A 13,197-nucleotide genomic window follows, 5' to 3' on the forward strand; every position below is an offset into this window, starting at 1 on the left:
GGCGCCGCCTCGACCGTCCCGGTCACCCGCGCATGACGCCGTGGGGCATCGCGCCGGCCCGCCTGTCTATGCGCGGGCCGGCTGCCACCTCGTCGAGGATCTCGCCCAGCCGGCCCGCGACAGTGATGAGTGCGGGCAGCTTCGTCCGCAGACCGCGGTACGCCGCGGCGAGGGCAGGGTCGACCGCGATCGGCTTGGTGCGGGCACTCTCGGGATCGAGCTGGGCGACGGCCCCGGGGAGATCGGGGGCCAGGCCGATCGCGAAGAGCCCGAGCGCGGCGGCGCCGAGGGCGACGTCATCGGCCGCACCTGACGCCTGCACTGGGCAATCCAGGACCGCGGCCATCACCGCACGCCACAGCGGAGATCGGAACGCGCCGCCGGCCAGGCGAACGCTGCTGACCGGTGTCAGCTCGGCCAGGCGGTCACGGATGCCGCCGAGCTGGAGGCAGACGCCCTCCACGGCGGCCCGTACCAGGTGACCGCGAGAGTGTTCGCTGCGCAACCCCAGGTACGCGCCCGGAGGGCCGGATTCCCCCTCCGAGTCCCGGTCGGCCAGCAGATAGGGCAGCATCACCAGTCCGTCGCTTCCCGGGGCGATCCGTTCGGCGAGAGCCAGGAGCTCGGTGGCGGCGAGCTGGTCATCGGACGCCGGGCGAAGGTCGGGTTCGAGCGCTCTACCGGCCCACCGCACGACGTTGCCGCCGTTGTCGACCGTCTCGCCGATCACCCAGGCGTCCTCGGTCAGCGCCGCGCAGGAGAAGGTCTCCGCCGGGTCGACGAGCGGAGCCGCGACGACCGTCCGCAGGGCCCCGGTGGCCGCGAGCGTCAGACCAGCGACGGTGCTGTCGATCGCCGCCATGCCCAGGCTGCTCGACGGACCGTCACCCGCGCCCACGACGACAGGTGTGCCGGACGGCAGGCCGACCGCCTGCCCGGCCGCCGAGGAGAGCCGCAGCACGCCCGTCGTGGGAAGGACCGGAGGCAGTTGCCTGCCGGACACCCCGACGAGGTCGAGTATGCCCGCGCTCCATACCCGACGATGGACGTCGAACATGCCGGTGCCGGACGCCGACGACAGCTCGGTCACCAATGTCCCGGTCAGCCGATGGACCAGGTAGTCCTTCAGGCCGATCCACCACCGCGTCGCGGTGCAGAGGTACGGCTCGTGGCGGGCGAACCACATGAGTTTGCAGAGCGGGCTTCCCGGGTGCACTGGCGTGCCGGTAACGCGGTGCAGCTCCCGGCTCTGGCCGGAGACCCGCAGGTCGCGGGCCACTTCCGCGGACCGAGTGTCACGCCCGGTCAGCAGCGGCGTCACCGGGCTGAGTGTCGCGTCCAGCCCGATCACGCCGTACCTGGGGGAGCTGACCGCGAGGGCGACGACCTCGGCCCCGGCGGTGTCGGCGACACACGCGGACACCGCGGCCAGGGTGGCCGCTACCAGCACGTCGGGGTTCTGTACCTGCCAGCCGGGCAGCGGTTGGAGCAGCGGGTACGCCTGCGTGCGGACGTGTCGGGCGGAGCCGTCCAGCGCGAACGCGCCCGCCCGCACGGCGGTGGTGCCCACGTCGACCCCGAGGATGAAACGACGCTCCGGCCCCATGAGCACATGGTCGAGCGGTGTTCGGCGGGTGGGCAAGCGGTTGCGCGCAGTTGTCGTGTCGGAGTGAGAGGTGCGCGTCGCGCGGGTGCTGCCGCCGCTCGTCAGCGACGGCTGGTGCGGGTCTCGGGTGACGTGCCGCCGTAGGTGGACATATCGACGCTGATCAGGGCTGGGTGGATGGGACTTCGCTGTCGGCGGGCTGACCATGCGGGCCACCGTGGGCATGAGGGCTCCCTCGGCGGCCACGTCTCGGGATCGGCCGGGGCGGTGGTGGCGCCGTCGAGGCGCGGACGACGAGCTCGACCGGTTGGTCGGCCGCCGGTGGAAGCTCGACGTCCGGCTTCTCGATGACCTGTACCAGCCGCGCGAGGCCCTGCCGCGCGACCTCGTCGATCGGCTGCCGCACGGTGGTGAGCGGGGGAGTGACGTAGGCGGCGAGCGGGATGTCGTCGAACCCGACGACGCTGATGTCCTCGGGCACGCGGCGCCCGGCCTCGAGCTGCGCGCGGATGAGACCGATCGCCATGTCGTCGTTCGCGGCGAACACCGCGGTCACGGTGCCATCGCCGACCAGTTCCCGGCCCGCCGCGTAGCCGGACGTGGCCGACCAGTCGCCCTCGACGACCGGCGGCTCGTCCGCGCCGTGGGCTCGCAGCGCCTCGCGCCAGCCGGCGAGACGGTCCCGTGCCGAATACCACCGCTGCGGGCCGGCCAGGTGATGGACGGTCGTGTGCCCCAGCTCCAGCAGGTGCTCGGTCGCGGCCCGCGCGAGCCGGCCCGCGCCGACCCTGGCGGTCACCACCTGCGGCGCGGCGAAGGCGGGCGGCGCGCCGAGGACCAGGACCGGCACGTCGACGCTGATGAGTCCGACGCCCTCGTCGATCGGCTCGGAGATGACGACGCCGTCCACGCCCTGGTCCAACAGCGACGCCAGGGCGCCCGCGATGCCGCCCGGGTCGCCCTCGATCGTGGCGGCCACCCGCAGCGTGTAGCCCACGTCCCGGACCGCCCGCTCGATGCCCATGAGCCACGACGCCGGCCCGTACAAGGCGCTGCCGAGCGTCACCACGCCGATCGACCGGGTCCGCCCGGAGGCCAGCGCCCGGGCCGCCTGGTTGCGCCGGTAGCCGAGCTCCTCGGCGGCGTCCAGGACCCGCCGGCGCACGTCGGCCGAGACATACGGCTCGTCGTTGAGGACCCTGGACACCGTTTTCTGGGAGACGCCGGCCAGCCGCGCGACGTCCACGCTGCGCGGCGTCGGAGGGCTTCCACCCGGCCTCGCCAGTCGCGTCACGGCATCTCCCATCGCCGGCCATAGTCCTGTATGATTGCGCAGTCATGTCTACGCAATCAGACACTCGCCACCAAGAGCCCGTGACCCGCCCGTGACGCTGGCGAAGCACGTTCCTAACTAGAACCCTAACTCCCTCTTCGAACCGAACAAGTCGGGCCGGGCTGCCCGCCGACTTCACCGAGGGCCACAGTGCTTTCCGCGCCTTCAGCGTGTCAGGCGGCCGGACGCCGCAGGAGCGAATCGGTTCGCTATTCGATCGGCGCCGCGTCGCTGGGCCGGCGAGACGGGATGCCTGAGCGCGATGCCTTGGCACTCCGGAAGGGTCGTATTTGTCGGCGGCCAATCGAAGCTTGCGAGGCGTCAGGAGCAGGAAGTAACCGTCTTGAAACCTTGACTTCACGCTCGATACACCCTTTGATACATGTCAATGCATCTGGGCCGCAACCACCCTTTCCGGGTGGTCGGCGACGCCGGCAAATTTGTCGAATCGATTCGGGTATCGGCCTTGAGGCTGTGCCCTGAACCGGTGTTGCGGAGCTGGCGGATGAGTCACAGGAGGTAACCGTGCATCATACGAACGTCCACTGGGGTGGCCGATTGTCGGCGTTGGCCAGAGGGCTGGCCGCGACCGTGGCGCTCAGCCTGCCTCTGACGCTGGGTGGCCTGACCCTGGCGCCCCCCGGGTCGACCCTGGCCGCGCCGGTCGCGACGCAGAGTGTCGCGGCCGCCGGTGTTGACGGTGTGGCGGCCGGTAACGCCGCGGTCGCCTCGGTCGATCTGAGCGGGACGTGGGCCTTCACGCCCGCGGGCCGGTCGGCGACGACGATCGCGGTGCCCGGTGGCGGCTGGTACAAGCAGGGCTTCACCACCGTGAACGAGGCGGTGTACTCGCGCAGCATCACCGTGCCGGACTCGGGGCAGCCGCAGTCGACCTGGATCGAGTTCGGCGCCGTCAACCACCAGGCGACACTGTCGGTCGACGGCCGCGTGGTCGCCACCCAGACGACGGCGTTCACCCCGTCGAACTTCGACATCAGCGCATACGCGGCGCCCGGCACCACCCACACGATCACCGTGAACGTGAAGGGCCGCGGCGCGTTGAAGGCATCCAACGGCCGGTACCTGGTGCCCGACGCCGCCACGTGGTCCGAGGCTGTACCGCAGGGGATCTTCGGTTCCGCGTTCCTGCGGGTGTACCCGGCGGTGTACGTCAGCGACACATTCGTGCGTACGTCGGTGGCGAACAAGACGCTGACCTACGACGTGACGGTGCGGAACACGTCGGGCAGTTCCCGGTCGGTGACGTTGACCGGGTCGCTGTCGTCACACAACGGAACGGCTTTCAGCTACCCGGCACTGCCCAGCCGTACGGTCACCGTGGCGGCCCGCTCGACCGTGACCGTGACCGTCGGGCCGGTCGCGTGGAACCTCGACAGCACCTCGTACTGGTGGCCCAACGTGCCGTACCGGTCGGGGTACCGGGCGCAGCTGCACGGGCTGGCGGTGCATGCCGTCACCGACGACGGCCGGACGAGCGACGCCGAGTACCGGTTCGGGTTCCGGGAGGCCACCCAGAACGGTGACTACTACTACCTCAACGGTGTGCGCGTGAACTTCCGCGGCGACAACCTCCAGGGTGCCGACTATGACCGGATCAACAACGGCGGCAAGGGCGACGCGTACCACACCCTGCCCGGCTTCCTGCCCCCGTCGTCCGGCAACGGCGGCTGGCCGCAGGCGGTGGACAACTACCAGCGGCTGAACTACAACGTGGTGCGCATCCACCAGGAGCCCGGCAGCCCGTACATGTTGGATGTCGCCGACGAGATGGGCCTGATGATCATCGACGAGGTCGCGATCCGCGGCTCCCAGTCCTCGCAGGAGTGGCAGAACTCCGTCGGGCGCGAAAACATGATCAATCACGCCCGTGCGCTGGTCCTGCGCGACCGCAACCACCCCGCGATCATCCGCTGGAGTCAGAACAACGAGCCGAACCAGAGCGGCCAGGATTCCGAACAGTTCGAGAAGGACCTCTACGCGGCGATGAACGGCGCCGACGGCACCCGGCCGATCATTGTCGAGGTGGGCGTCGGCAACAATGTCAGCCTGTATCCCGGGATGACGTACGCCAACTTCGCGGTGATCCCGCACTACGTCGACGGCTTCGGCAGGTACGGGGAGGGCCTGGTCACCGTGAACGGGCGGCCCGACGGCGAGGGCGAGTTCATCTGGCCGGCATGCAACAACAAGCAGGGCTTCGAGTGGTTCGCCACCGCGACTGCTGCCAAGCGCGGCAAGGGCGCCACCGACCTGCGTCCGTACACGCTGCTGTCCGCCTGGGCCAGCGTCGTGCCCGGCGTGCGGTCCACCGACTTCACCCCGGAGGAGGGCGGTCACCCGATCTACGGAGTGGACAACCTGCCCGATCCGTGGAGCAACCCGCAGATCCAGCGCGTGCAGGCGGCGTTCAACCCGGTGGCCGCGGTCGACCTCCCCTACTGGTCCGCCTCCGGCAATTCGGACTCGAACGGCAACTTCCCGCTGGCGCAGGCGGTACCCACCTACGCCCGCAACGCCACGGTGACCCGCAACATCACCGTGTTCAACGACGACCTCACCAACACCTCGGTGGGCTTCACCTGGACCGCCCGGCTCGACAGTCCCACCGGCGCGGTCGTCGCGTCCGGCAGTACCAACCTGACCGTCCCACTCGGCTCACGGGTCACCCAACCGGTGTCCTTCACCGCCCCCGCCACCGGCAGCCGCGTGTACCTGCAGCTGTCGACCGCCAAGTCCGGCAGCACCGTCTTCACCGACGCGGTCGAGTACCTGAACCTCGGCGGAAGCGGCGGAACCGGGCCCGCACCCGGCACCTACCGCATCGTCAACCGCAACAGCGGAAAGCCCCTCGCCATCGCCGGCAACTCCACCGCCGACGGCGCCAAAGCGGTCCAGCAGAGCGGCACCCCCACCTGGACGATCAGCACCACTCAGGACACCTACACCCTGCGCTACACCGCCTCGGGAAAGATGCTCGACGTCAACGGCGGCAGCACCACGCAGGGCCTGCAACTGCAGCAGTGGTCGGCCAATGGCGGCACCAACCAGTCGTGGTACCTGCGGCCCACCAGCGACGGCTACTACACCATCGTCAGCCGTAGCAGCGGACTCGCAGCCGACGTCTACGCCGCATCGACCAGCGACGGGGCGCAGGTCGTGCAGTGGACCGCCAACAACGGAACCAACCAACAGTGGCAGTTCGTACCCGCCTGACCATTGGCAGAGGTGAGTGTCAAGTTCGGCCGCCGGTAACGGGCTGCCGATTGTCGCGCCGACTCGGGGGCACGGTTTGTGCGCCCGAGTCGGCCGCGATCCAATCACGGTGGGACACGAGCTACCGATCCGAACAGACCCGGGCCCGGTCCGCTCGCTACCCGTTCGTTCGGCGGCTGTCGCCTGGGTCGCGCGCAGCCGATCGGTTTGGCGCAGAAGATCGGGCATGCGACACGACTGGTGACAGGATTGTCGGCATGTCTGCTCGCGCACTGAGCTTCGGGATGGTGGCGCAACAGTACGAACGGTACCGACCGGGGTACCCCGCCGAGCTTGTCGACGTGGTGCTGACGTACGCGGGTCGGCCCGTTCGGACGGCGCTGGAGATCGGCGCCGGAACCGGCAAGGCGACCCGGCTGTTCGCTGGAGCGGGCGTCACTGTCACCGCGACCGAGCCGGACGGGGCCATGCTCGCCGAGCTGCGCAAGCACGTGCCAGCAGGTGTCCAGACCGTGCGGGCCCCGTTCGAGGACCTGCGGCCGGGCGAGACGTACCACCTGGTCTACGCGGCGGCGGCCCTGCACTGGACCGCACCGGAGGGTCGGTGGTCACGGGTGGCCGCGCTGCTGGAACCAGGCGGTGTGTTCGCCTCGTTCGGCGGACCTGCCCAGCTGGCCGACCCGGCGGTGGCGGACGCTGTCCGCGCCGCCCGGGCACCGTTCCTGGAGAGCGACGAGATCGCCTCTCCCGACGGCACGCCCCCTGGGCAGGCCATGCAGTGGCCCGGCACGGAACTCCAACGCTGCGTCTGGTTCACCGATGTGCGGCAGACCGTCGTCGAGCGTCGGCTGACGATGAGTGCGCGCGACTACGTCGGCCACCTGTCGACGATCTCGGCGTATCTCACGCTGCCGACCTCGCAGCAGGAGCAGGTCTTCAGCCAGATCGAGCGGATCCTGCCCGAGCGGGTCGAGCTTTCCGCAGACATCGTCGTGCATCTCGCCCGTCGGCGCTCCGATCGGTAGCGCCCGAGGGCGCTCAGACCAGGAACTCCTCCCGCATCCGCGCGCCCAGGTTGATCCCGCCGACCGCCCGAGGGCCGGACGGGTCGTGCACGGCGACAGTGTTGTTGCGGCGCATCAGCTCCCGGACCGCGGGCGGCAGTCGCGGCGGATCGTCCATTGCCGCGAGGACCTGCCCGGCACTGACGATCAGTCGATCAGCAAGAGTGGCGGCGTCGGTGTCCACCCGCACCCGACCGTACTCCCAGCCGGAGGTGGTCAGGTCGAGCACCTCGAACACGCGGGTCACCACCGGGTTCGGGTCGGTCACCCGGTCGAGCCGGGGCGCCCGGTTGCCGAGCACCGTGACGGCGGCGGCCACCTGCGCGTACGGGTGGAAACCACACGGCAACGCGAACAGCGGCCAGCGCAGGGCCGGGCCCGCCTCCTTCCACAGCGGCCGGTAGTTACGGCGGTGCACCAGCAGCCGTCGGCCCGTCCGTCGGTGGATCTCCTGGGCCTGGGCCTGAAGGTCGACGTGGGCCTCGTCGGCGACCTGACTCACGATCCGGGTCGCCACCACCAGGCCGTCGTCACTGTCGAGCGAACCGGTGAGCGCGTCGACCTGTTCGTTGAACCGGATCCGCGCGTGGGGGCCGTACCGGGACTGGACGTCGTGCAGCAGCGCCTGCTGGCGTCCCGGGTCGAGCTGGACTCGCCTACCGCCCAGCAATCGACGGAGCCAACGCATGTCGCCTCGATTCAGCAGAGCCGTCGCGGACGGCGGCAATGTTAGTGCGTCGACCCTTCCTCATGTTCCCAAGGGGGTTGATCGACTCCGCTCTCGGAGACGGCGATCACCGCCGCCGTGGCGTGATCAGCCCCGACTCGTACGCCCACACGACCAACTGGGCCCGGTCGCGGCAGTGCAGCTTCGTCATCGCCCGGTTGACGTGTGTCTTGGCGGTCAGCGGGCTGATCACCATGCGCGCGGCGATCTCGTCGTTGGTCAGCCCACGGGCGACCAGCTCGACGATCTCCTGCTCCCGGGCGGTCAGCACGTCGCGTCCGGCCGTCGGCACGGCCGGCGGTGGGCCGGCCACGAACTCACTGATCAGTGTGCGGGTGACGGTCGGCGCGAGCAGCGCGTCACCGCGCGCGACGACGGCGACGGCGTGCAGCAGGTCGGCGGGGTCGGCGTCCTTGAGGAGAAAGCCGCTGGCGCCCGCGCGGAGGGCGGCGAACACATAGGAGTCGAGCCCGTAGTTGGTGAGGATGAGAACACGGATCGCGGTGAGGTCGGGATCGGCGGCGATGCGCCGGGTGGCCTCGATGCCGTCGAGGCCCGGCATCTGCACGTCCATCAGGACGACGTCCGGGCGCAGACACCGCGACAGGTGGACGGCTGAGCTGCCGTCGGTCGCCTCGCCGACGACCTCCAGGTGGTCCTCGGCGTCGAGCAGTGCCCGGAAGCCGGCTCGCATCAGCGCCTGGTCGTCGGCGAGCAGCACCCTGATCATCGCGGCTCCTTCGGGCGGCGGGCGGTCATCGTGGACCGTCCAGCGGGAAGGTGGCCCGTACGGTGAACCCGTGATCGTCGTGCGCGGCGGTCCGCAGAGTGCCGCCCAGGGCGCTGACCCGCTCCCGCATGCCGCGCAGGCCCACGCCCGGGGTCACGGGCTCAGCCGGCGACGCGTGACCGTCGTCGGTGACAGCGACCGTCAGCCCCGCCGGGGCGTACTCCACCTGGATGTGCGCGGTCGCCGGGCCGGCGTGGCGGGCGACGTTGGTGAGCGCCTCCTGGATGACCCGGTACCCGGCCTGGTCGACCTCGTCGGGCAGGTCCCCGCGCTGGCCGGTGACTGTCACCTGCACCGGTACGCCGACCGCCCTGGTCCGCTCGGCCAGCTCGTCCACCCGGGCCAGTCCGATCCGATCGCCGTCGGTCGGCGCCCGTAGGACGTCGAGGGTGGTGCGGAGTTCCCGCATAGCGGCGCCGCTGGCCTCCTGGATCGCCAGCAGCGTGGCCGACGGCTCTTCGCCGTGTTTGCGGGCCAGGTGCACGGCGATCCCCGCCTGCACCTTGATCACCGAGATGCTGTGGGTCAGGGAGTCGTGCAGGTCGCGGGCGATGCGCAGGCGCTCCTCCCCGGCGCGCCGCAACGCCATCTCCTCGCGGGTGCGTTCGGCCTCGATGGCCCGCTGCTCGACCTGCTCCAGGTACGCCCGGCGCTGCCGCGCGACGAGCCCGGCGACGTTGGCCGCCACGAACCAGCCGAGCAGCAGGGCCGTCCGCTCGGCGACCAGTTGGCCCGGTCGGCCGGCCGGCGCCATCGAGATGTCGCGGGCCAGGAAGCTACCGAGGAAGGCGAGGCTGGCCACGGCGGCGGCCGACCGGTGGCCCTGCCAGGCGCTGACGTAGACCGCGCAGAGGACGGGGAAGGCGGCGGACACCCCGGGGTGCACCCGGACGTGGACGGCCAGCATGGCGACGGTGACCACGCCCAACGCCACCACCGGGTAGCGCCGGCACGCCGCCAGGGCCACCACCGTGGCGAGGACCAGGGCGACGTCGAGCACCTCGACCGTCGCGGCGTCCGGGGTGAGCACGGCGTTGCCGAGCAGGAGGACGCCGAGGGCGAGACCGCCGACGGCGTACGGGAGGTCGCGGCGCATTGTCGCACTGTAGAACGGCGGTCGTCGCTGGAGCATCCCGCGCGCGTGGTAGCTGCGGCGTACCACGGATGCGGTATGAGCGGCGGGGCAAGTGTCTGCGGCGGCACGACGTTTTCCCGGCCCGCTGGAACAAGCATCGAGCCCATGACATACCGCTTCTTCACCCCCACGCCGACGAGGGCGGCCACCGGTCGCACCGCCGCCGTCTACCAACAGTTGCGTGACGACTTTCTCGGGCCGTTGCCGACCTTCCAGGCGCTCTCGGCGGTGCCGGAGGTGCTGGCGGCGACCTGGGCGCTGATGCGGGAGGCGCTGCTCGCCGGGGACGCGCCCCGGGTCGACCGCGAACTCGTCGCGGCGGCGGTGTCCCGGGCCAACCGCTGTCAGTTCTGCGTCGACGCCCACGTGCTGCTGCTGCACGCGCTGGGCGCGCCGAAGCTGGCCGAGGCCGTCGCCCGGGGCGAGACGCCCCCCGAGCCGAGGCACGCCCAGCTTGCCGGCTGGGCGCAGGCGAGCCGCAGCCCGAGAGCCGCCGACTGGACCAGCACCCACGGCCCGGAGATCACCGGCACCCTGCTCGCCTTCCACTTCATCAACCGGGTCGTCTCCGCGTTGCTCGACCCCGATCTGCTCCCCGGCGGCCTGCAACGCTCCCCACTGGTGCGCTCGGTCGGGGGGCGGCTCTACGCCAAGGCGGCCCGGGAGTCGAAGGAGCCCGGCCGAAGCCTCCCGCTCCTCGACGTCGACCCGGCGGCATCACCTCCGGCCTGGGCGGGGGACAGCCCGGTGGGCGTCGCCTACGCGTCGCTGCGGGACGCCGCCGCCCGGGGTGGGGACCTGCTGCTGGGCGACGTGGCGCGTCAGACCGTCACGGCCACTGTGCGCTGGGAGGACGGGCGGTTCCCGGCGCGGCCCGCGGACTGGGCCGTCGACCTGGTGCGGGACGTGCCGGGCGCGGACCGCGTCGGTACGCGGATCGCGTTGCTGGCGGCGTTCGCGCCCGGCGCGATCAGTCCGGGCGACGTCGCTCTCTGGCGGCTCTCCCACCCCGCCGACGCCGACCTCGTGCGGTTGGTCGCGTACGGGGCGATCACGGCCACCGACCACGTCGCCCGGGCCGTCGCCTCGGCGCGCCTCTAGGAGGTAACTCATGCGCAAGGCTCTCGTCATCGTCAGCGCCCTGCTGCTCGTCGCGTTCGCCGTGCAGTTCGTCCTCGCCGCCGTGGGCGGGTTCACCAGACCCGCCAGCGACGACGCGTACGCGCTGCACAGCGTCAACGGCATGGCGGTCATCCCGATTCTCACTGTGCTCACCGCCCTGCTCGCCGCGCTGGCGAAGGCACCGGGAAAAGTCATCGGACTGGCGATCCTGCCGATCGGCCTGGTCCTCCTCCAGCCACTCATCGCCATGTTGGCCGAGGCGTCCACCGACGCGTCGGGTGTCAGCACCCCGCTCGGCCTGACCATCGGTGGGTTGCACGCGCTCAACGGAATCATCGCGGTGCACGTCGTGGTCGGCGTCCATCGGGCGGCGCGACAGTTGACCGTCCCGGCTCCCGCCGGCGCGGCTCGGCTGGTCACCCGGGAAGGAGAGCCGGCGTGAGCACCGGGTCGCTGCTCGTGGCCGACCTCGTGATCGCGGTCCTCGCGGCCGGCACCTGGCTGGGGGCTGGCGCCGCGTCAGCCGTCCGCCGCCGCCCGCTCGCACTGGGACTGGCGGCCGTCGCGCTGCTCGCCACGCTCGCCCGCGCGATCACCATCACCGCCCTCGCCCGCGCCGGCTGGTGGTTCGCCGCGGAGAAGGTCCTCATCGCGGCCCCACTGTCGCTCGCGGCGGTGGGCGTCGCCGGTCCGCGGCTGCTGCGGGCCCCGGGTGACATCCGGTCCGTCGCGGTTCCGCTGCTCTTCGCCGGGTACGCCACGAGCGGCGCCCTGCTCGTGACGGTTCTGCACGGCTATCCGGCGTCGGCCGGGGCGGGGCTGCTGGCGGTCGCCGGGGTCGTGGCGGCCACGGTGGTCTCGGCGCGTGCGCTCGGCGCGCGCCCGTCCCGGGCGGTGTCCCGGTCAGCCCTCGTGGTGGCGGTCGCGGCGCTGCTGACCGGAACCGGGCTGACCGTCGCCCCGGGCGCCGCGCCCGCCGAACCACATGATCATGGTCCTCCGGCGGCTCACATCGCCGACGAACCCACCCGGCGGTTCACCCTGACCGCCGCGACCGCCACTGTGGACGCGGGCGGCCGGAACGTCGCGGCGTGGGCGTTCAACGGGCAGGTCCCCGGACCGGAGTTGACCGCCACCGTCGGCGACGTCCTGGAGGTGGCGCTGCGCAACCGGGACATCGGGCGCGGCGTCACGTTGCACTGGCACGGGTACGACGTGCCGAACGATCAGGACGGGGTACCAGGGGTGACACAGGCGGCGGTGCGGCCCGGGCAGGAGTTCGTCTACCGGTTCCGCGCCGACCAGCCCGGAACGTACTGGTACCACACGCACTCGGCCTCCGATGTCGGCGTGCGGATGGGTCTCTACGGCGTGCTGGTGGTGCGACCGGGCCCGGTGACCGGCCTCGACGTCACAGTGCCGGTGCACACCCTGGCGGGCCGTCCGTTGCCCGCGCCGAAGGTGGAGCAGGTCGAGGCCGGCCAGCCGGCGCGGTTGCGGCTGATCAACACCGACAGCACGACGCACCGGTACGCCCTGGCCGGGACCGCGTACCGGGTGGCGGCGATCGACGGCGTCGACCTGCGCGGCCCGACGCCGCTGGTGGACACCGCGGTGCTGATCCCGGCCGGGGGCCGCTACGACCTGGTCTTCGACGCGCCGGCGACCCCGGTGGCGCTGTTCGTCGACGGGCGGGCCGTCTACTCGACCGGCCCGGTGTCGACGGTGACCGGCGCCTGGCCGGTGCTCGATCCGCTCGGCTACGGCACGACCGCCCCGGTGCCCTGGTCGCGGTTCGACAAGACGTTCACCCTCGTCCTCGACCGGGGCCTCGACCTGCGCAGACTGGTGCCGCGGTACGCCCACACGGTCAACGGCGCGGCCGATCCTGACATCCCATCGCAGGTCGTACGCCTGGGTGACGTCGTACGGTTCACGATCGTCAACCGGTCGCAGACCGTGCACCCGTGGCACCTGCACGGCCACCACGTCCTGGTGCTGGCCCGCGATGGCGAGCCGGCGGCCGGAAGCCCGCTGTGGCTGGACTCGTTCGACGTCCGTCCGGGCGAGGTGTGGAAGGTGGCGTTCCGGGCCGACAACCCGGGGACGTGGGCCAATCACTGCCACAACCTGGCGCACGCCGATGCCGGGATGACGCTGCATCTCATGTACTCGTGATCGCTGAG

10 protein-coding genes are annotated in these 13,197 nt (G+C 71.5%); 5 read left to right on the plus strand and 5 right to left on the minus strand.

Annotated elements, in window-relative coordinates:
* Nucleotides 1-22 precede the first annotated feature (22 nt).
* Nucleotides 23-1,606: a gluconokinase gene (locus AB0K35_RS23605; RefSeq protein WP_363887579.1), complete on the minus strand. Its 1,584-nt coding sequence runs from the start codon at nucleotides 1,604-1,606 to the stop codon at nucleotides 23-25.
* A gap of 163 nt (nucleotides 1,607-1,769) precedes the next feature.
* A complete protein-coding gene (locus AB0K35_RS23610; protein ID WP_363887581.1) occupies nucleotides 1,770-2,900 on the minus strand; it encodes a LacI family DNA-binding transcriptional regulator in 1,131 nt (376 codons plus the stop codon).
* A 564-nt stretch (nucleotides 2,901-3,464) separates the two neighbouring features.
* Here AB0K35_RS23610 and AB0K35_RS23615 point away from each other — a divergent pair.
* Together AB0K35_RS23615 and AB0K35_RS23620 are read left to right on the plus strand one after the other, a co-directional pair.
* Nucleotides 3,465-6,173: an RICIN domain-containing protein gene (locus tag AB0K35_RS23615; protein WP_363887583.1), complete on the plus strand. Its 2,709-nt coding sequence runs from the start codon at nucleotides 3,465-3,467 to the stop codon at nucleotides 6,171-6,173.
* A gap of 257 nt (nucleotides 6,174-6,430) precedes the next feature.
* Nucleotides 6,431-7,198, plus strand: coding sequence for a class I SAM-dependent methyltransferase (locus AB0K35_RS23620; protein ID WP_363887586.1), 768 nt, complete (start codon nucleotides 6,431-6,433; stop codon nucleotides 7,196-7,198).
* A gap of 13 nt (nucleotides 7,199-7,211) precedes the next feature.
* Here AB0K35_RS23620 and AB0K35_RS23625 read toward each other — a convergent pair whose 3' ends face one another.
* From AB0K35_RS23625 to AB0K35_RS23635, 3 genes are all read right to left on the minus strand, one after another.
* Nucleotides 7,212-7,925 carry a hypothetical protein gene (locus tag AB0K35_RS23625; RefSeq protein ID WP_238668525.1) on the minus strand — a complete coding sequence of 238 codons (714 nt, stop codon included), beginning with the start codon at nucleotides 7,923-7,925 and terminating at the stop codon, nucleotides 7,212-7,214.
* Nucleotides 7,926-8,031: 106 nt separating this feature from the next.
* Nucleotides 8,032-8,694, minus strand: a complete 663-nt coding sequence (locus tag AB0K35_RS23630; RefSeq protein WP_238668524.1) for a response regulator transcription factor — start codon at nucleotides 8,692-8,694, stop codon at nucleotides 8,032-8,034.
* A gap of 25 nt (nucleotides 8,695-8,719) precedes the next feature.
* Nucleotides 8,720-9,850 (minus strand): sensor histidine kinase, encoded by a 1,131-nt coding sequence (locus AB0K35_RS23635; protein WP_363887589.1) that lies wholly within the window; start codon nucleotides 9,848-9,850, stop codon nucleotides 8,720-8,722.
* A 144-nt stretch (nucleotides 9,851-9,994) separates the two neighbouring features.
* Between AB0K35_RS23635 and AB0K35_RS23640 the strand changes: the two genes are divergently transcribed.
* Genes AB0K35_RS23640 through AB0K35_RS23650 form a run of 3 tightly spaced genes read left to right on the plus strand, consistent with a single transcriptional unit; the run spans nucleotide 9,995 to nucleotide 13,189 of the window.
* The gene (locus AB0K35_RS23640; RefSeq protein ID WP_363887591.1) at nucleotides 9,995-10,990 is read left to right on the plus strand and encodes a carboxymuconolactone decarboxylase family protein; all 996 of its coding nucleotides are present in this window, start codon (nucleotides 9,995-9,997) and stop codon (nucleotides 10,988-10,990) included.
* Between the two features lie 10 nt (nucleotides 10,991-11,000).
* Nucleotides 11,001-11,453 carry a DUF6220 domain-containing protein gene (locus AB0K35_RS23645; protein ID WP_238668521.1) on the plus strand — a complete coding sequence of 151 codons (453 nt, stop codon included), beginning with the start codon at nucleotides 11,001-11,003 and terminating at the stop codon, nucleotides 11,451-11,453.
* Nucleotides 11,450-13,189: a multicopper oxidase family protein gene (locus AB0K35_RS23650; protein WP_363887593.1), complete on the plus strand. Its 1,740-nt coding sequence runs from the start codon at nucleotides 11,450-11,452 to the stop codon at nucleotides 13,187-13,189. Before AB0K35_RS23645 ends, AB0K35_RS23650 begins: the two co-directional genes overlap by 4 nt.
* Nucleotides 13,190-13,197 lie beyond the last annotated feature (8 nt).

The organism is Micromonospora sp. NPDC053740 (assembly GCF_040677775.1).
Taxonomy (GTDB): Bacteria; Actinomycetota; Actinomycetes; order Mycobacteriales; family Micromonosporaceae; genus Micromonospora; species Micromonospora alfalfae.

Bases quoted from the DNA above. Each gene is read 5' to 3' on its own strand.
- AB0K35_RS23605 (WP_363887579.1), bottom strand. From the start codon at position 1,606: ATGGGGCCGGAGCGTCGTTTCATCCTCGGGGTCGACGTGGGCACCACC.
- AB0K35_RS23620 (WP_363887586.1), top strand. From the start codon at position 6,431: ATGTCTGCTCGCGCACTGAGCTTCGGGATGGTGGCGCAACAGTACGAA.
- AB0K35_RS23625 (WP_238668525.1), bottom strand. From the start codon at position 7,925: ATGCGTTGGCTCCGTCGATTGCTGGGCGGTAGGCGAGTCCAGCTCGAC.
- AB0K35_RS23630 (WP_238668524.1), bottom strand. From the start codon at position 8,694: ATGATCAGGGTGCTGCTCGCCGACGACCAGGCGCTGATGCGAGCCGGC.
- AB0K35_RS23635 (WP_363887589.1), bottom strand. From the start codon at position 9,850: ATGCGCCGCGACCTCCCGTACGCCGTCGGCGGTCTCGCCCTCGGCGTC.
- AB0K35_RS23640 (WP_363887591.1), top strand. From the start codon at position 9,995: ATGACATACCGCTTCTTCACCCCCACGCCGACGAGGGCGGCCACCGGT.
- AB0K35_RS23645 (WP_238668521.1), top strand. From the start codon at position 11,001: ATGCGCAAGGCTCTCGTCATCGTCAGCGCCCTGCTGCTCGTCGCGTTC.